Source organism: Bradyrhizobium xenonodulans (assembly GCF_027594865.1).
GTDB lineage: Bacteria > Pseudomonadota > Alphaproteobacteria > Rhizobiales > Xanthobacteraceae > Bradyrhizobium > Bradyrhizobium xenonodulans.
In genome coordinates this window covers 5,476,643-5,495,213 of record NZ_CP089391.1, presented here as the reverse complement: position 1 = coordinate 5,495,213, position 18,571 = coordinate 5,476,643, and the positions used below count along the sequence as shown (strand labels likewise).

The 18,571-nt window shown below is 65.8% G+C and carries 18 protein-coding genes; 12 read left to right on the top strand and 6 right to left on the bottom strand.

Going from position 1 to position 18,571, the window contains the following annotated elements; translation table 11 throughout:
• Positions 1-146 precede the first annotated feature (146 nt).
• The 3 genes from I3J27_RS26165 to I3J27_RS26155 all read right to left on the bottom strand — a co-directional run bounded on the left by I3J27_RS26165 (position 147) and on the right by I3J27_RS26155 (position 2,134).
• Positions 147-812: an acetyltransferase gene (locus I3J27_RS26165; protein WP_270161774.1), complete on the bottom strand. Its 666-nt coding sequence runs from the start codon at positions 810-812 to the stop codon at positions 147-149.
• 22 nt (positions 813-834) lie between these two features.
• A complete protein-coding gene (locus I3J27_RS26160; protein WP_270161773.1) occupies positions 835-1,797 on the bottom strand; it encodes a methyltransferase domain-containing protein in 963 nt (320 codons plus the stop codon).
• A gap of 124 nt (positions 1,798-1,921) precedes the next feature.
• Entirely contained in the window at positions 1,922-2,134 is a 213-nt protein-coding gene (locus tag I3J27_RS26155; protein ID WP_306417028.1) for a hypothetical protein, read from the bottom strand.
• Positions 2,135-2,409: 275 nt separating this feature from the next.
• On the opposite strand from I3J27_RS26155, the gene I3J27_RS26150 reads away from it, so the two are divergent.
• A complete protein-coding gene (locus I3J27_RS26150) occupies positions 2,410-4,767 on the top strand; it encodes an FG-GAP-like repeat-containing protein (RefSeq protein ID WP_270161772.1) in 2,358 nt (785 codons plus the stop codon).
• A 469-nt stretch (positions 4,768-5,236) separates the two neighbouring features.
• Positions 5,237-6,157 (top strand): hypothetical protein, encoded by a 921-nt coding sequence (locus tag I3J27_RS26145; RefSeq protein WP_270161771.1) that lies wholly within the window; start codon positions 5,237-5,239, stop codon positions 6,155-6,157.
• A 68-nt stretch (positions 6,158-6,225) separates the two neighbouring features.
• Here I3J27_RS26145 and I3J27_RS26140 read toward each other — a convergent pair whose 3' ends face one another.
• Positions 6,226-6,915 (bottom strand): WbqC family protein, encoded by a 690-nt coding sequence (locus I3J27_RS26140; RefSeq protein ID WP_270161770.1) that lies wholly within the window; start codon positions 6,913-6,915, stop codon positions 6,226-6,228.
• Positions 6,916-7,107: 192 nt separating this feature from the next.
• Here I3J27_RS26140 and I3J27_RS26135 point away from each other — a divergent pair, with 192 nt between their 5' ends.
• Positions 7,108-7,647: a tetratricopeptide repeat protein gene (locus tag I3J27_RS26135; RefSeq protein ID WP_270161769.1), complete on the top strand. Its 540-nt coding sequence runs from the start codon at positions 7,108-7,110 to the stop codon at positions 7,645-7,647.
• Positions 7,648-7,759: 112 nt separating this feature from the next.
• Here the strand turns inward: I3J27_RS26135 and I3J27_RS26130 are convergent, their stop codons facing one another.
• Positions 7,760-8,356 (bottom strand): prepilin peptidase, encoded by a 597-nt coding sequence (locus I3J27_RS26130; RefSeq protein WP_270161768.1) that lies wholly within the window; start codon positions 8,354-8,356, stop codon positions 7,760-7,762.
• Between the two features lie 3 nt (positions 8,357-8,359).
• Positions 8,360-10,735 (bottom strand): type II secretion system secretin GspD, encoded by a 2,376-nt coding sequence (gene gspD, locus I3J27_RS26125; RefSeq protein ID WP_370691866.1) that lies wholly within the window; start codon positions 10,733-10,735, stop codon positions 8,360-8,362.
• 136 nt (positions 10,736-10,871) lie between these two features.
• Here gspD and I3J27_RS26120 point away from each other — a divergent pair, with 136 nt between their 5' ends.
• From I3J27_RS26120 to gspM, 9 genes are all read left to right on the top strand, one after another.
• Positions 10,872-12,560, top strand: a complete 1,689-nt coding sequence (locus tag I3J27_RS26120; protein ID WP_370691865.1) for a GspE/PulE family protein — start codon at positions 10,872-10,874, stop codon at positions 12,558-12,560.
• A 218-nt stretch (positions 12,561-12,778) separates the two neighbouring features.
• Positions 12,779-13,990: a type II secretion system F family protein gene (locus I3J27_RS26115; protein WP_270161765.1), complete on the top strand. Its 1,212-nt coding sequence runs from the start codon at positions 12,779-12,781 to the stop codon at positions 13,988-13,990.
• A 25-nt stretch (positions 13,991-14,015) separates the two neighbouring features.
• A complete protein-coding gene (gene gspG, locus I3J27_RS26110) occupies positions 14,016-14,471 on the top strand; it encodes a type II secretion system major pseudopilin GspG (RefSeq protein WP_270161764.1) in 456 nt (151 codons plus the stop codon).
• On the top strand, positions 14,434-14,928 hold the full coding sequence (locus I3J27_RS26105; protein WP_270161763.1) for a prepilin-type N-terminal cleavage/methylation domain-containing protein: 495 nt from the start codon (positions 14,434-14,436) through the stop codon (positions 14,926-14,928). Before gspG ends, I3J27_RS26105 begins: the two co-directional genes overlap by 38 nt.
• A complete protein-coding gene (locus tag I3J27_RS26100) occupies positions 14,906-15,301 on the top strand; it encodes a PulJ/GspJ family protein (RefSeq protein WP_270161762.1) in 396 nt (131 codons plus the stop codon). The genes I3J27_RS26105 and I3J27_RS26100 overlap by 23 nt, the downstream gene beginning before the upstream one ends.
• A complete protein-coding gene (locus tag I3J27_RS26095) occupies positions 15,298-16,017 on the top strand; it encodes a general secretion pathway protein GspJ (RefSeq protein WP_270161761.1) in 720 nt (239 codons plus the stop codon). The genes I3J27_RS26100 and I3J27_RS26095 overlap by 4 nt, the downstream gene beginning before the upstream one ends.
• Before the next feature lie 5 nt (positions 16,018-16,022).
• Positions 16,023-16,928: a type II secretion system minor pseudopilin gene (locus I3J27_RS26090; RefSeq protein WP_270172885.1), complete on the top strand. Its 906-nt coding sequence runs from the start codon at positions 16,023-16,025 to the stop codon at positions 16,926-16,928.
• Position 16,929: 1 nt separating this feature from the next.
• A complete protein-coding gene (locus I3J27_RS26085; RefSeq protein WP_270161760.1) occupies positions 16,930-17,967 on the top strand; it encodes a PilN domain-containing protein in 1,038 nt (345 codons plus the stop codon).
• Positions 17,964-18,557, top strand: a complete 594-nt coding sequence (gene gspM / locus I3J27_RS26080; RefSeq protein WP_270161759.1) for a type II secretion system protein GspM — start codon at positions 17,964-17,966, stop codon at positions 18,555-18,557. The genes I3J27_RS26085 and gspM overlap by 4 nt, the downstream gene beginning before the upstream one ends.
• Positions 18,558-18,571: the final 14 nt, after the last annotated feature.

Sequence of the window (18,571 nt, the reverse complement as noted above, 5' to 3'; positions counted from 1 at the left end):
TGATCGCGCGGCGTGAAATAGATCCTGTAGCGGCGATCGCCCAGACTTTTCGCGATTGGAACGATGGCGTGACTGTGCGACGATTCCGAATGCCCGCGAGCGACAAAAATGTGGCCGAGTTTTCTCCACCGCATGAACTGCTTCTTTCAGATGCGACGCAACCGCGAGCTCGGAACAGATGAACGCTCCGTACCGCGCGGTGCAACAACCGAGAAGTCGGGTTGGTCCTCCAGGATCAGCGCGCCGGCGCCCAGTACGCATTTTTGTCCCACCGAAACGTGGTCGCGCAGAGTGACGTTGACGCCAACGAAGCTCGCCCTGCCGATCCTCACGCCGCCCGAGACGACGACGTGAGAGGCGAGAAAAACATCATCCTCGATCACCGAATGATGTCCGATATGGTTGCCGCTCCATAAGGTGACGTTGGCCCCGATTTCGGCAAAGGGCTGGATCGTGTTGTCTTCCAGGATGAAGCAATTTTCCTTGATGGTCAGGCCGGGAAATATCGTCGCGCGGCTGCTGACGTAGGAAGCGAGTTGATATCCCGCCTCGCGTGCCGCTGCGACCTTGGCGGCCCGTATTTCATTCAGCCTTGAATAGCTGACTGCGATGAACATCCGGTAGTGCTCGGCAGGAAATTGCTGTGCAACGGTCTCGAACGGCACGACTGGTCGTCCGCGAAAAGTGGTGGCGGTCAGGAAGGCCTCGTCGACGGTGAAACCTGCGACTTCGAATTCGGAATCATGCGTGAAATAGAAATCCGCAAGTTCGGCGATCTCGCCGTTACCGAATATGACGATCTGCTGCTTCACGCTCTCGCTCCCGTCACGAACGCTAGTCGGCTTCCGTCGCCTTGCGCAACGTCTTCTCCAGCCATGCGACGATCGACATCCCCTCGGCCGCTGCGCGGCTGACGATTGTCTCGCGCAATTGCGGCGACACGCCTTCGAGGCGGCCGAAATAGCGGGTCCGGTGCGAGCCGCCGCGCCAGCCGGGAAACTCGACGTCGAGATCGAGCTGCGGCTCGCCCGCGCCGACCTCGAACGAGATCAGGTAGAACGAGCCGTTGAGCACCCAGCGGCAACTGACGTCGCGCGCGTTGACCGGAATCCTGTCGAGCGGCGCCACATGCGCGAACAGGGGATTGGAGTTCTTCAGGATCTTCGCGAATTCGGTGTCCGCGAGCCACGGGCCGACGCTCTCGTCACCGGCGACGACACGGCCGCCCGCCTTCACCACGCGCGCCATCTCCTTGAGCGCGCCGGCGACGTCGGGAAACAGGTTGAGACCGCCGAAATGAAAGGCCGCGTCGAAGCTTCCATCCGGGAACGGCAGCCGCATCGCATCGCCCCGGAACAGGCGGACACGGCTGAAATCGGCTCCTGCGTCTTGGAGCCGCTGCTTGCCGATCGCGAGCATCTCGTAGGAGAGGTCGCCGGCATAGACGGTTGCGTCCCTGCGCAGCAGATGGACGGTGTCGCGGCAGGTCCCGCAGCCGATCTCCAGCACGCGCGCGCCGGGCCGCAGCATCAGGCTCGCGGCGAGATCCTCGCGGACCGGCTCCTCCTCGGCAAGCAGCATCTTGAACATGACGTTGTTGCCGAGATCATATTCGTGCGCCCGGGTGCGGTAAAAATCCTGGTTGCCGTGCGGCGGTTCCTCGCTGCCGCTCGCGGGCACGAAATCGGGGATGCCGTCACGGATGGGATAGCGCGCACCGTCCGCACCGACGAGCGCCGAGCCGTCCGCGGCCGGGGTCAGGGGCTGGTGGTGTTCCGGGCTAACGAAGTCGAGCACGCGGCATTCCGGTTGGGGCGTCAATCTGAGCCGAACTTGTATAGATTGGGCCAGGATGTGTCACCCACCGGCGGACCGGGCGGCGAGGGGCTCCCGAACATAGCGCCATCCAGTGTCTGCCGTCTCAGCGCGACAGACGCCTGAGGTCGGCCCGTGCCTTCTCGGCGAGCGGATCGTCGCCGTGGCGTGCGATGAAGAGTTCGTAGGCGTCCGCGGTGTCCTTGCGACGGGCAGCCTCGTATTCCTCGGCAACCGCGGCGGACGGATCCCGGGCGAGCGGAACTGACGGTGAACGGACCCCTTTGCCGCTTTCGGCCGCTTTGGCTTTCCCGTCCATGACAGGCAATCCTCCAGAGTTGGTGAGGGCGAACAGGACGCCAAGCACACTGGCTGAGTGTCGGGGTATTTTCACGATTTTCTTCGCAAATCTGGCCACGCTGAGCGGTTGGAACCCTCCGGCCGGTCCGGTGCCAATACAGGATTTGATGTTTAACGGAGCGTTACGCAAACCGCCGGTGACCTTCGCCAAAATTAAACCAAACGTATCAATCTCAAGCTAGAATCGCTTGCCCGCGCGCCGAATCGCGTGGGAGTGTCGCTCCGGAGAGTCCTTTGGCCACTTCTGTTACCGTCAGTGCCACCAACAACGCGGATATCGACGGCTTGCTGTCGGGCGTCAAATGGTCCGGCACGATCACCTACAGCTTCCCGGACGCCTCGAGCGACTACACCAATCCCTATAGCGGCGGCAGCAGCGAGCCGACGACCTCGGGTTTCGCCTCGGCGCCGAGCGCGATGCAGTCGGCGATCAACTACGCGATCGGGCTGATCCTCAGTTACACCAACGCGACCATCCTGTACAACGGGACCGGCAGCGGCGACATCATGATTGCGCAGTCGCCGTCGGCCAATCCGACCTCCTACGCCTACTATCCCGGCAACTATGCGGCTGGCGGCGACATCTGGTTCGGGACCAAGTACAATTATTCGCTGGCGCAGCTCGGCAATTACTATTTCACGACCGCGCTGCACGAGCTCGGTCACGCCTTCGGCCTCAAGCACAGCCAGGAGACCGGCGGCGTCGCCGACGTCGCGGTGCCGAGCGCGCATGACGACAGCGAATATACCGTCATGAGCTATCGCAGCTATGTCGGCGCTTCGACGACAAGCGGCTACACCAATGAGGCCTACGGATATCCGCAGACCTACATGGCCAACGATATTCTCGCGCTGCAGACGATGTACGGCGCGGACTACACGACCCAGAGCGGCAACACGGTCTATACCTGGAGCCCGACGACGGGCCAGGAGTTCGTCAACGGCGTGTCACAGCTCGCGCCGGGCGGCGGCGCCGGCGGCTCCGCCAACCGCATCTACGAGACGGTCTGGGACGGCGGCGGCGTCGACACCTACGATCTGTCGAACTACACGACGAGCCTGAGCATCAATCTCAATCCCGGCGCGTCGTCGCTGTTCTCCTCCGCCCAATTGGCCTATCTCGGCAACGACCATTCCGCGTCGGGCAACGTTTACAACGCCTATCTCTACAATGGCGACGTGCGGTCCTACATCGATAACGCGATCGGCGGGTCGGGCAACGACACCATCCTGGGCAACGCCATCGCCAACGTGCTGAACGGCGGCTCCGGGAACGATACGCTGACCGGCGGCGGCGGCAGCGACACCATCATCGGCGGCACCGGCACCGATACGGCGGTGTTTTCGGGCAACGAAGCCAATTACATCATCGTCTATAACTCGGCCGCGCAGACCTTCACCATCGCCGATCAGCGTTCTGGCACCCCCGATGGCACCGACACGATCACGGGCGTGGAGTATTTCCAGTTCGCGGACGGCACGGTGACGAACGCTACGCTGGCGGCCGCTTTCGCCGCCAGGCACACCGCGACCCGCGAGCCCGATTTCAACGGCGACGGCAAGACCGATCTGCTGTTCCTCAATGACACCACGCATGGCGTCACCGTCTGGGACATGAACGGCACCCAGGTACTCGACAACACGCAGGTCGGCACCTCGTCCACCGGCTCCCACTATGCCGCCAAGGGCGACCTCAACGGCGACGGCAAGTCCGACCTGTTGTTCCTGAACGACACGACGCACGAGCTGTCGGCGATGCTGATGAACGGATCGCAGAGCACAGCGCCTGTCGTCATCGGTGCCGTCAATGCCGCAGGAGGATGGCAGTTCACCGACGTCGGCGATTTCAACGGCGATGGCAAGACCGACCTTCTGTTCGTCAACGCGACCACCAATGGGATTGCCGAGTGGCAGTTGAACGGCACGCAGATCATCACTGGTCCGCAGGTGGGCGTCGCGCCGTCCGGCTTTCATTTTGCCTCCACTGGCGATTTCAACGGCGACGGCAAGACCGACCTTCTGCTGATCAACGACACGACCCACGACGTCCAGATGTGGCAGATGGACGGCACGCAGGTCTCGTCCGCGACGACGATCGGCACGATCAACGCGGCAGGCGGCTGGCATTTCGCGGCGACCGGCGACTTCAACGGCGACAGCAAGACCGACCTGTTCTTCGTCAACGACACCACCCACGGTGCCGCGGTCTGGCTGATGAACGGCAGCCAGATCACCGCAGGCCCGCAGATCGGCACGATCAACGCGGCCAGTGGCTGGCAGTTTACCGACGTCGGCGATTTCAACGGCGACGGAAAGTCCGATCTCTTCTTCGTCAACAGCACGACCCGAGGCGTTGCCGTCTGGCAGCTCAACGGGACGCAGATCACCGACAGCCCCCAGATCGGAATCGCTGCTTCAGGCGACGTCTATGCGGGCTTGCAGGACATCAACGGCGACCACAAGTCCGACGTTCTGTTCGAGAACGCGAGCACCCATGCGCTGACGGTGTGGGAGATGAACGGCACCCAGGTCGCGGTCAACCAGCAGATTGGCACGACAAATACCGCCGGCGGCTGGCATATCGTCAGCTGACGAGCCGCGATTGCGTTACACGTCCCGCGTCAGGCATGTGCGATACCTTGTCACAGGCCGCACCGCCGCGCCGATCAAGGGCCGGGGGAGCTTGTGACGACTGACGAAATTCGTCGCAGCTCTCCGCGATCGAGAAGCCGCGGAAAAAAGCCTCGCATGACTTGAACCTCCCCCCGGTTGCAAAGACCAATCCAAGCAGGTTCCGACGTGCAGTGGGCTAGCGTCAGATCATTGTGGGCAAATCGAATGATTTCCACGACGGCATGTCGCAAAGCTCTCTGCGATCCGAGATAGAACTTGCGAAATAATAACAAGCCGGCGACAAGATCAGAATTGCGCTAATTTGACAGGGGGCCTGTCAGTTTCGAATACGCTTCCATTGTCCCACGCCTCCCCGAGCTACGAGTATCGGCTCGCGGAAAATCTGCATTACCCCAGCAAACATCACTGCTTTAAGGGAGATATACCCATGCGTCGCATTGCCTTGGTGGCTTTGGCCGTCGGACTGTTCGTTCCACTCCTCGCGTCGGCACCCGCCAACGCGCAAGCGACCCGAACCTGGGTGTCAGGTGTCGGTGATGACGCCAACCCCTGTAGCCGCACCGCACCATGCAAGACCTTCGCGGGCGCGATCTCCAAGACGGCCGCGGCCGGCGAGATCAACTGCCTGGATCCGGGCGGTTTCGGCGCGGTGACGGTCACCAAGTCGATGACGATCTCCTGCGAGATCGGATCGGCCGGCGTGCTGGTGTCCGGCACCAACGGCATCATCTTCAATGCCGGCGTCAACGACTACCTCTTCCTCAAGGGGCTCGATATCGAAGGCCTTGGCACCGGCATCAACGGTGTCACCTTCCTCAACGGCGGGTTCCTCCATGTCGAGGACTGCGTGATCCGGCGCTTCACGGGCAGTGGCATCTCGATCACGGCGCCCGGCACCACCGGCTTCGAAATCACCCGCACCACGGTGTTCAGCAACGGTAACGGCTCGTCCGGAGCCGGAATTCGCATTGCGCCTGCGGCTGGCGGGTCGAGCAAGGGCGTGGTCAACCGCGTCGTTGCCGATCGCAACACCTTCGGTATCGCTGGCGATGCGACCGGCGGCAGCGTCAAGCTCAGCATCGACGACAGCGTCGCGACCAACAGCACGCTTGCCGGCATCATCGGCACCGCCAGCTCCGGAACCGCGGACCTGATGGTCATGCGCGCGACGGCCTCCAACAACGCCACGGGTATCCAGAACGCCGGCGGAACCACCAACATCCGGGTCGGCTCGTCTGCGATCCAGGGCAACGCGACCGGCGTGGTGGGCACGGTGTCGTCCTATACGACCAACCAACTCAACGGCAACACCACGGACGGGGCGATGTCCGGGATCGCGCTGAAGTAAGTCGCCGCATTACCGCTTCGAACAGACGCTCCGGACGATGGCCTCGTCCGGAGCGTTTTTTCTGCCCTTCAGGCGTTCCGATCGAGATGGCGCGCGGCGTCTCGCCCAGTGTTGAACAGCAGGTCGAGCGCGGTCACTTCATGCACGAAGTCGCCGTGCAGCTGGCTGTATTCGGGATAGCCGTTGTAACTCATCCACTCCGGCGTCACACCAGCAGCGCGGAACAAATCCTCGTCGAAATAGACTCGCGCCGAGGGGCCGCTGAGATAGTGGTCGGCGCCCGCGGCACGGGCGATGGCGAGCAGCCGTTCGGTCTTGGCTCCCAGCACCGGATAAGCGGTGTCGCGCGTCATCCGTGTCGTGATCCCGAGCAAACCGGCAATGCCGCGCAGGAAGATCGCGTTGATGTCGGTCAGCCGCTTCTCGCGCTCGGCCTGTTCGTACCAGCCCTTCACCACCGGGGCGAACTCGTCGAAGAACGCGGCACGGCGATAGGCGAGCTCGATCGCGCGCCAATGCTTCTCGGCCCAGGGACTTGCAATCTCGACCTCGTCGATCGGCTGCTCGAAGCGGCCTTTGACCACGACGGGGATGGTCAGCCAGGCCGGGCCGCTCGCCGTCTTGATCAGGTTGCGATTGTGCCAGTGCCGCTTCACATACTGGGCGCGGTCGAACATCACGTATTCGTCGCAACGCCGGATTAGATCGAAAAAGCCCTTCCAGGGGATGTAACAGGACTGGATGATGCAAATCCGCAAAACGCGCGATCCTGTGCCCGTGACGGCCGGCCCTGCGCATCGGGCGCGGCGGCGAGGAGATCTTCGCTCGCCTTATAGTCGGGCCGGTCCTGCACCCAAAGCGCCAAATCGCCGGTTGCGGCGCGGCCCGGCGGTGCTCTGGATTCCCTCACACCGCCGGACTAATCTTATGACATGCGGGGAAGGAACGGCATGACGTCTTTCGGCGGATATGATCTTGAGCGCCGGCGCCATGCCGGGCTGTCGCGATGGGCCTTGGGGGCCGTCGCCGTGCTTCTGCTGCTGACGGCGGTGCCGGCCCACGCCCAGTCGTTCCGCCAGGGCCTCTCCGCGTACCAGCGCCAAGACTATAGGACGGCCTCCCGCATCTTCATTCCGCTCGCCGAGCGCGGCAATGCGCCGGCGCAGACCTATCTCGGCTTGCTGTTCGAGACCGGCCGCGGCGTGCCGCAGAACTACACGGAAGCGGCGATGTGGTACCGCCGGGCGGCCGAGCAGGGCGACAGCCGCGCCCAATATTCGCTGGGCCTGCTCTACGACCGCGGCCAGGGCGTGCCGCGCGACATCGTCGAGGCCTCCAAATGGCTCAATCTGTCGACCGCTGCCGCGCCGCCGCCGTCGCGCGAGGCGCGGGCCCGGATCCGCGATGCCGTCACCACCAAAATGACGCGCGGAGAGATCGCCCAAGCCCGCCTGCGGGCGCTGGAATGGGCGCCGAGCCGCGAGCCCTGAGCCGGCGCGTCGGCCTCCCGAAACAAAAAAAGGTCGAAAACAACCCCATGCACAGTAGCCGAGGACTGTAGAATCAACGGCTTAAGCTGGTCGTCCAGGACAACATCGCGCTTCAGCCCGGCCAGCCGCCGAACCAGCTCGTGTACCAGCTCTCCCCCAGCCAACCGACCCAGATCGCGGGGGCGAGGAAAAGCCCGAACGGCAGGAAGGCTGTGCCGCGGACCCGCTTGCTTCGCAGTGCAGCATTGGCCAGATAAGCGGCGATCGCGGCCAGTGCCGCAAGCTCGATCACTGCGACCACGGTCGCCAGGTCAAGCCAGGCGCCGCAGACCGCGCCTAACTTGATGTCGCCGAGCCCAAGCCCGTCGCGGCCACGCCAGCGCCGGTAGAACGCCATCAGCAGCAGCAGCGGGACCGCCACGGCAGCTGCGCGGGCCAGCGGCCAGAGCAGGGCCTCGACGCCGATATCGGGCACGAAGGCGGCGGCGCGGAGCAAGGCGAGCGCGAAGGCTGCCCCCGTCAGCTCGTTCGGGATGAGGTAGTGGCGGGCATCGTTCGCCGCGATCGCGAGCATCAGGGCGGCGAGGTACGCGCCGTACAGGCCTTCCGCGCCCGGCGCGGTGACGAGACTTGCGAACACGCCCAGCAGCAGGGCGACGCTGAGCGCGAGCGGTGGCCCCACCCCCTCGTGGGGAGCCTGGTCGGTCACGCGTCAGCGCGCCGCCTTGGGCGGGCTCACGGTGACGACGGGATTGCTGGTCCCGACCAGACGGCTGTTCATCTTGCTGCGCATCTCCTCGGCGATGACATGCGCATCGACGCCGTCCTTGATGACGGTCGGGCGGATGAACAGGATCAGCTCGGTGCGGCTGCGCGCGTTGGTCTGGTGCGAGAAGGCATCGCCCACGCCGGGAATGGAATCCAGGATCGGCAGGCCCTGGCGCTGCCTGTTCTCGGTCTCGCTGATCAGGCCGGCGAGCAGCACGGTCTGGCCGCTGGTCACCGCGATCGAGCTCTTGACCCGGCGCTGCGAGATCGTCGGCGTCAGCGAATTGGCGCTGCCGGCGGCGATGTTCGAAATCTCCTGCTCGATGTCGAGCACGACATTGCCGTTGGCATTGGCGCGCGGCAGCACGCGCAGGATGATGCCGGTGTTCTTGTAGTCGATGGTGTTGACCACGGTGTTGTTGGCGGTCAGCACGGTCGCGGTGCCGGTCGAGAACGGCACCTGGTCGCCGACCTGCAAGGTCGCCGCCTGGTTGTCCAGCACCACCAGCGACGGGTTCGACAGCACCTTGACGTTGGTGACGCCATGCAGGGCGTCGAGGATGACGCGCGGCGAGTTCTCGGCGCCGATCAGGAAGTTGAAGCCCGGCAGCGCGCGGCCGAGCAGGGCGCCGGCCGCGGCATTGACCGCGTTGCTCGTTCCCTCGGTGTTGCTGCCCACCGTGGCCGCATTGCTGATGCCCGAGATGGTGTTGGAGATCGAGCCCTGCTTGCTGGCGAGGAAGAACTGCACGCCGTAATTCAGCTGGTCGTTCAGCGTCACCTCGGCGATCGTCGCCTCGATCGCGATCTGGCGCTGCGGCCGGTCGATCTGGCGGATGGTCTGCTCGACGATGCGCTGCGCCTCCTGGTTGGCGTAGACGAGCACGGCGTTGTTGGTGACGTCGGCGGTGATCCGCACATTCTGGAGGAGGCTGTTGAGGCCGGGCTTCGCACTGCCGCTCGAAAGACCGCTATTGTCCTGCGCCGGCGTTGCGGATGCGACCGGAGCGGGCCGCGCGCCGAGGGCCGAGCCGGCAGGTCCGGAGACCGGGGTCGCCGCGCCGGCGGCGGCGGTCGGCAACCCGCTGAGCGCTGCCACCGGACCACCGGACGACGCGGTCGAAATCCCGGCACCCGGCGCGACCTGGCTCGATGCGTTGTCGAGCGTCGAGTTGCTCGTCGCGCTCTGGTTGAGCAGCATGTCGTTCAGCATCGACACGATCAGCTTGGAATTGCCGTAGCGCAGCGGATAGGACTTCAGGTTCACGCCGTCGGTGTCGGAGCGGTCGAGCCGCGCGATCCAGGTCTGCGCGCGCTTGAGATATTCCGGCTTCTGGCTGACCACGAGGATCGAGTTGAGCCGCGAAATCGGCTGGAACTTGATCACGTTCTGGCTCATGCCGCCTTCGCCGGAATCCATGATCTTCTCGATCTCGGTGATCACGGGCTCGGGCGTGGAGTTGCGGACCGGGAAGATGCCGACGGATTGTCCGCGCATCCAGTCGGCGTCGAATGACAGAATGGTGTCGACCGCGGTGGCGCGATCGCTGCCGCTGCCGCTGACGATCAGCGTGTTGCGGGCATTGTCGGACCGCATGGCCTGGGCCTTCACGCCGAAGGCGTCGAGCAGCTTGAAGATGTTCTGGGCCGAGACGTAGCGCAGCGGTACCACCGTGATGCCCTGGCCGGCTGCCGCGTTCATCGAGCGGTCGACGCCGCCGGGACCGGCCTCCGGCGCCGGCAGCAGGCGATAGCCGGTGCGATCACGGACCAATGCGACGCCCGACATGCGCAGCGCGTTTTCGAGCACGTAGACCGCGTCCGCCTTGGGCACCGGCCGCACCGAGGCGAGCGTGACGGTTCCCTGCACGCGCGGGTCGATGGTGTAGCCGACGTTCAACACGTCACCGAGGATGACCTTTGCGACGGTCGCCACCGGTGCGTTCTCGAAATTGAGGTCGTAGCCGCTGCCGCCGGAGTCATCGCGCTCGGCAAGCGCACCGCCCTGTGGCGTTGCACCATCGCTGAGATAGATCGCCGGCCTCGACGATTTGGCCTGGGCGACGCCGCCCGATCCTGTGTCCCCGGGTTGCCGTGGCTGGAGATCGAGGGAGCGGATCTTGTCGGCGATGTCTTGCGCGCGAGGATCCTTGGGATCCGCCTCGATCGACTGGTCGGCCGTCACGATACAGGCGGCGAGCAGGAAGGCTGACGACAACAGAACGAGCGTTCCAGGCAACGCTGAGCGAAGGCGCAAAAGCGGCTGGACCACTTCAAACAAGATACGCCTGCCAACTCTGGGTGTGACTGGAGATTGCATCCGATCCCCCTCGGTTCGGACGCGCAATAATTTGCGCCACGATTATGTTTTTGCTAACAAATAAGTCAAGGGTAAAGGACCTTCCGTTGACTGCGGAGGCTGTTGCTTTCAGGTAACAAGGCAAGCTGTGAGTGCGATGCGAGACCTTTCCGCAGAGAGCTTCCGGCAGCATCTCCTCGAAAAATATTCTTTGCCGCTGCGGGCGCACGCCCATGTGGACAAGTCAGCCAATCCCGCGCTCACGCGCCCCTTGCGCGAATTGTGGGAGGCCACCGATCTTTCCGCAGCCGACTTCGCCGATGAAGTCTCCGATTATTTTGGTTTGCCGCGGCTGAGCCTTCCGCAATTGCTCGCGGCCACGCCCCGCCTCGACGGTTTTTCGCGCCGTTTCCTGCGTGAATCCACCATCTTTCCCTTTTATGAGCCGAATGACGTGTTTCGGCTGGCTGTCGCCGACCCCTCTGACACGGCCGCCATTCGCGCCGCCGAAATCGTGTTCGGAGCGCCGGTCGATGTCGTCGTGGCGTCATATGAGGATATTACCACGGTCCTCGATCAACGGGCCGATGCCGATGATGCAAGTGCCGATCGAACCGGCAAGGGCATTGCGCAGCAGTCCGACGACGACATCGAGAGCCTGCGCGATCTCGCCAGCGGCGCGCCGGTGGTGCGTGCGCTCAACGATCTCCTCGAGCGTGCGGTGGATCTACGAGCCAGCGACATTCACGTCGAGCCATTCCGCGCCGGACTCACGGTGCGCATGCGCGTCGATGGCCTGTTGCGCGCGCTGCCGTCGCCGCACGGCATCCCGCCGCAAGCGCTGATCTCGCGCATCAAGATTCTCGCCAGCCTCAACATCGCCGAACGGCGGCTGCCGCAGGACGGTGCCGCGCGCGTGCGGGTCGGGCGCAGCGAGATCGACGTCCGCGTTGCGACCATGCCGACGCAGCATGGCGAGAGCGCCGTCATCCGCCTGTTGCCGCGCGACCGCGGCCTGCTGGAGATGAGCAAGCTGGGCCTCGCCACGCGCGACGAGAGCGCGATGACGCGGCTGCTGGCGATGCCGCACGGCATGATCGTCGTCACGGGACCGACCGGCAGCGGCAAGACCACGACGCTCGCGACCATGCTGTCGATCCTGAACGAGCCGACGCGCAAGATCCTCACCATCGAAGACCCCGTCGAGTACGAGATCCCCGGCATCAACCAGTCGCAGGTCAAGCCGTCGATCGGGCTGACCTTCGCCTCCGCCATGCGCGCCTTCGTGCGCCAGGACCCCGACGTGATCATGGTCGGCGAGGTCCGCGACGCCGAGACGGCGCATATCGCGATCCATGCCGCACTGACCGGCCATCTCGTGCTGACGACACTGCACACCGAGACCGCGGCGGCCGCCGTGCCACGCCTGATCGATCTCGGCATCGAGGGCTTCCTGCTGAAGTCCACATTGCGGGCAGTGGTCGCGCAACGGCTGGTGCGCATGCTGTGCGACCGCTGCAAGGTGCCGCACACGCTCACCGAGGCCGATCTCGCCAGGGATCCGCGCTTTGCCGTGATCGGCTTCAAGTGCGGCGAGGTCGTGCACGAGGCCGGCGGCTGCGAACGCTGCGGCGGCACCGGCTATCGCGGCCGTAACGGCGTGTTCGAGATCCTAGAGATGTCCGACGAGGTGCGTACGTTGATCGGCCCGCAGACCGACTCCCATTCGATCGATGCCGCCGCGATGCGAGGCGGCATGACGACGATGCTGGAGGACGCGGTCGCCAAATGCCGGGCGGGTCTGACCACCGTGCCCGAAGTCTTCCGCGTCACGACGGTGCGCTAGATCATGATGAGATTAGGTTCAGACGCAGCTCCGAGGGAGGTATGCTCCCTCCCCCGCTTGCGGGGGAGGGTTGGGGAGAGGGTGTCTCCGCGATCGAGAGCCCCCCAGAGGAGAGAACCCTCACCCGCGCCTTTGGCGCGACCTCTCCCGCTTGCGGGAGAGGTGTACCGACTTCGCGGCCAATCGTTTCAACCCAAGCTTATCCTGCGTTGAGGCCCATGCCGAATTATCGCTACCGCGCGCTCAATGCCAACGGCGAACTGGTCTCCGGGGCCATCGCCGCGCCCGCGCCCGGCGACGTCGCGCAGCGGATCGAGCGGCTTGGCCTCGTTCTGGTCGACAACGTCACCCCGGAAGAGGGCGGCGCGGCGGGCAGTGTCTTCAGCCTGTTCAGCAGGCCGAAGCCGGAAGACGTCACCATCTTCACCCGCGATCTCGCGCTGCTGCTGCGCGCCGGCGCCCGCATCAATGACGGACTGGAGCTGCTCGCGGCCGATCCCGATTTCGGCCGGCTGCGTCCGGTCGTTGCCGACATCCGGTCGCGCGTCATCTCGGGCGAGAGCTTTGCCGAAGCGCTGGCGCGGCACGAGGGGCTGTTTCCGCCGATGTATATCGCGCTGGTCCGGGTCGGCGAGGCCTCCGGATCGCTCGATCAGGTGCTGGAGGTGCTGGCCGGCGAGCGCGCGCGCAGCGAGGCGTTGCGGCGCCGGCTGTCGGACGCGATCCGCTATCCGCTGTTCGTGCTCGGCGCGGCCGGCTGCGTGCTGCTGTTCTTCCTCACCTTCGTGCTGCCGCAGTTCGCCAGCGTGCTGCAGGATTTCGGCGCCAAGGTCGATCCGGTCGTCGGCGTCTTCCTCAACATCTCGACCTTCCTGCGCGGCAATTCCGATGCGGTGCTGGCGGGCCTTGCGGCCGTCATCGCCGCGACATGGCTCGTGCTGCGGCAGGAGCGTATCCGCCGCGGCATCACCAATGTGATCGTGCGGCTGCCGGCGATCCGCAACATCATGAGCGCGTACCGCACAGCGCTGTTCTGCCGCAATCTCGGCCTGCTGCTCGGCAGCGGCGTCAATCTCACCACCACGCTGCGCATCCTGATCGACATGATGGCGACGACCGGCCCGTCTGCGGTCTGGAGCGATGCTGCCGACCGTGTCCGCCACGGTTCGAAACTGTCCGACGCGCTGGCCGAGACCGAAGCGCTGCCGCCGATGGCAGTGCGCATGCTCAGGCTCGGTGACGAGACCGGACAATTGCCGATGCTCTCGGGGCGCGTTGCCGAATTCTACGAAGCCAAATTGCAGCGCACGCTCGACCGCGCGGTCGGCATCGCCGGGCCTGCGGCGATCATCGCAATCTCGCTCGTCGTCGGCGGCCTGATCACTTCGGTGATGACGGCGCTGATGTCGGTGAGCCAGATTGTCGGTTAGGACAGGGAAGCGGGAGGGGTTTGACGTGACCAAAGATCCATCGTTAAGGCGCGGCCGGCGGCGCGCGCGGCGAGGGGAGGCCGGCTTCACCCTGGTGGAGATGCTGGTCGTCATCACCATCATCGGAATGATCATGGCGCTGGTCGGCCCGCGGGTGCTGAACTATCTCAGCGAGTCCAAGGCGAAGGCGGCGAAGATCCAGATCGAGAGCTTCTCGAGCGCACTCGACCTCTATTATCTCGATGTCGGCCGCTATCCGACCTCCAATGAAGGCCTCGTCGGACTGACGCGCACGAACAATCAGGCCGGCTGGAACGGGCCTTATTTGCGTGGCGGCGTGGTGCCGAACGATCCCTGGGGCCACGTCTATGTCTATCGATCGCCGGGTGCGAGCGCGCCCTACGAGATCATCTCGCTCGGATCGGACGGTCAGGAAGGCGGCAGTGGAACGGCAGCCGACATCGTCAGCAACGCGCGCTGAAGGTCTTCGCGACGCACGCGGATTCGCGCTGATCGAGATCCTGTGCGTGCTCGCGATCATCGGCCTGCTGGTAGCGATCATCCTGCCGGCGATTCCGCGCTCGACGACGCGTGCCAGGCTGGAGAGCTACGCGGTCGAGACCGCGGCGCTGCTCAAGGCCGACCGCAACGCGGCGTTGCGCCGGCAGGTGCGGGTGGTGACGCAGGTGGACGCGGAGGCGCGCGCGATCCGCTCCGGCGTCACCGGGCGGACCATCCGCCTGCCGGGCGATGTGGTCGTGCAGGCGACGCTGGCCTCGCGCTGCGCCGATCGCGCGACCGGGCGGTCGATCGATTTCTTTCCGTCGGGCATGTCGTGCGGCGGTACGATCGCACTGGCGCGGCCCGGCATGGGCTACGAGGTGCGCGTCAACTGGCTGACCGGAGGCGTCGAGATTGTCCCGCAGAAGCTGCTCTGACGCCGCCGGCTTCACCCTGATCGAGGCGCTGGTCGCGCTCGCGATCATCGCGGTCATGCTCGGCACGATCGGCTCGGTGATCGCCACCACGGCGAAAGGCACGCGCTCGATCGACCAGCATCTGGCGCTCTCGGGCACGGCCGAGCGGCTGCTGGCGGACCTGCCCGCGCGCGGACTGCTGAAGCCCGGCCGGCAGAGCGGCGAGCTCGCCGGCAGCCGCTGGCGCGTCGATGTCGCGCCGATGAACGTGGCCGGCGGCGATCCCGCCACCGATCGTTTCGTGCCGATGGCCGTTAATCTGCGCCTGCAGCGCGCCGACGGCAGCGCGATCCAGGTCACGACCGTGAAGCTGGTGCCGCGGGGCACGCGATGAAGGGTTTGGCGATCAACCGCCTGCGCCGCGCGCTCGCCGATGAGGCCGGCTTCACTTTGCTCGAAGTGCTGCTGGCGACGTTGCTGATGACCGTGATCCTGGCGGCGCTGGCGACGGTGACGGCGCAATGGCTGCCGAACTGGAATCGCGGCATCGCCCGGGTGCAGCGCGCCGAGCGCCTCGCCACCGGCCTCGACCGCATCGTCGCCGACCTCTCGGTCGCCGAGCAGATGACGGTGAACGGCGACGCGAGGGCGCCGCTGTTCGACGGCGCCGAATTGTCGGTGACCTTCCTGCGCACCGCGCTCGGCCCGAGTGCGCGTCCGGGGCTCGAATTCATCCGCCTGATCGAGAAGGCCGATGCGCAGGGGCTGGCGCTGGTGCGCGAGCGCGCGCCGTTCCAGCCGATGCCGACCGACGGGCAGATCCGCTTCGTCGATCAGGTCGTGCTGATCCGCGCGCCGTTCCGCGTCAGCTTTTCCTATGCCGGGCCTGATGGTCAGTGGCAGCCGGTCTGGCGCGGCCAGCCGCAACTGCCGGACCGTATCCGCATCACCGTGCGGGACGGCGCCAGCGGCCAGGTGCTGGCGGTCTCGGCCGCGGCGGTTCCGCATATCAATGCGCCGGCCGAATGCGCGCGCGCCAAGAACGCGGCGACCTGCGTGGCGGCGCGCGGCCGGCCGCAACAGGCGGAGAAAGAGGAGCAGCAGCTTTGAGCGGCGTGAGGCACGAGATCGGCGCGCTTCGCGATCGCCGCGGCTTCATCGTCGTCGCGGTGCTCTGGATGCTGGCGGCGCTGGCCGCGCTCGCGCTGATCTACCTGACCTATGTCACCAACACCGCGGTCACGGTCGCCGTCAATTCCGACCGGTTGCAGGCCGATGCGCTGGTGAATGCCGGGCTCGAGCTTGCAGCCTACCGGCTGACGGCGCAGAACGAGGCCGTGCGCCCGACCAGCGGCACCTTCAACGCCCGTGTCGGGGCCGGCCGGGTGAGCGTGACGTTCCGTTCGGAGGCCGCGCGCGTCGATCTCAACATGGCGCCGAAGGCGGTCCTCGCGGGCCTGATGACGGCGCTGGGCGTTTCCGCGGACAATGCACCTGTCTACGCCGACCGGATCCTCGCCTGGCGCTCGTCGATGGAGCCCGGCCAGGACAATCCGGAGGATTCCTACTACCGCACGCTTGGTGCGTCCTATCTGCCGCGCCATGCGCCGTTTCCGCACAGCGACGAGCTCTGGCTGGTGCGCGGCATTCCGCCCGCCGTGGTCGAGCGCGTGCTGCCTTTCGTCACCGTGTTCAGCAACATGCGGGCGGTGAACGTGCTCGACGCTGCGCCGCAGGTGGTGGCGGCGCTGCCCGGCATGACGCCGCAGACGCTGCAACAGCTGCTGCGCGACCGCACCGATCCCAACATCGATCCGCGCTCCCTGATCACTCTGGCCGGCGGCACCAACGCGACCGTCGAGGGCTCGAGGGCCTACCGCCTCACGGTGGCCGTCGAGGCGCCGTCGCGCCGGCAGAGCTCGGCCGAGATCGTCATCCTGCTTCTCGAAAGCGGCGATGAGCCCTATCGTGTATTGTCGTGGCACAACGCCTTCGACGGCTCCGCCGGAAAGCCTCTGTGAGATGAGTTCGCTCAATTCCCTTCGCGCCATCGTCGATGCCTGGACCGGCACCGTGGCCGGCACGCTCGTGGCCACCCTGGAGCGGATGGTGTCGCCGCGCGTGGTGCGGCTGGTCGAAGGCGAGACCGGCGCGTTCGCGCTGGAGGTCGCGAAGTCGGAGAACGTCCCGAAGGAGATCGCGTTCGAGGACGGCAAGTTCGCCAGTCCCAATCTCGCGCAGATCGTCCGCGGCAGCCGCGTCGAGATCGTGCTGCGGCCGCAGCGCTTCCTGTTCCGTCCGCTGGAGCTGCCGGCCCGCGCGGCGGACTTCCTCGACGGCATCGTGCGGGCGCAGATCGACCGGCTGACGCCCTGGAGCGCGAGCGAGGCCGTGTTCGGCTGCAGCCGTCCGTTGGCGCAGGGCCGCGAGAGCATCACGACTGAGATCGCGGCGGCGCCGCGCAAGCTGGCGATGGGCTATGTCGAGGCGCTGTCCGGCTTCCACCCCTCCGCGATCGCGATCGCGACCGATGGGCCCGCCGGCGCGCATATCAAGGTGTTCGAGCAGAAGTCGCGCGGCGCTGTCGATCCCGCGCGGCTAAGCCGGATGTTGCAAGCTGTGCTGGTCCTCGTCGCGGTCGCCGCGGTGATCGGATCGGTCGCCGCCGGCTATCTCGCCGACAGCCTCAGCGCGCAGGAGAGCGAGCTGGACCGCCAGATCACCCAGCGCCGTGCCGCGCTTCGCGGCGGCGACGGCGGCGAGCGCTCGCCGCTCGCGCTGCTCGAGCGCCGCAAATACGAGACCGCAGCGAGCGTGATCGTGCTGGAATCGCTCAGCCGGATATTGCCTGATCACACCTATGTCACCGAGCTGCATCTTTCCGGCAACAAGATCCAGATCGGCGGCATCACGCGCGATGCGCCCTCGCTGATCCCCCTGATCGAGCAGTCGCAGCATTTCACCCGCGCGACCTTCTATGCGCCGACGACGCGGAGCTCCTCCGATCCCGGCGAGCGCTTCCACATCGAGGCGCAGATCGAGCCGAGGAATGCGCCATGAGCAGTGGCATGAGCGGCGCAGGGATCGGAAGCGGAAATGCGGTCAGCCGGGCGCTCGCCGGCTCGCCGCTGATCGCGGTCACGCTCTACGTCGCGGTGACAGGCGGGCTGTTGCTGATGGCGGGCCTGTCGATCGCCGATGTCATTGCCCACCGCCAGGCGCTGGCGCAGACCTCCGACCTGCTCGACCAGCTGCGTGGCCGCAAGGGCGGCGCCAAGAATGCGGCAGCCGCAATGGCCGAGCATCCCGGCACGCCGTTCCTGGAAGGGCCGACGGTGACGGTCGCGGGCGCCAATCTGCTGCAGCGGGTTGCCGCCGCCGTCGGCAATGTCGGCGGCTCGGTGCAGTCCTCGCAGGTCGACGTCTCAGGCGCGCAGGTGAAGGACGGCTTCGTCGGCCTCGTCGTGAGCTGCGAACTCGACCAGCCCGCGCTCCAGAAGGTGCTCTACGATCTCGAAGCCGGCATGCCGTTCCTGTTCGTCGATCAGCTCGACGTCCAGGTGCCGCAGGCGACCGCACTGAACGAGGCCGCCACCGGCCGCGTCAGGGTGATTTTGGGCGTCTCCGGCCAGTGGCAGGCGGGGAAGTAATGCGATCCGCAGCA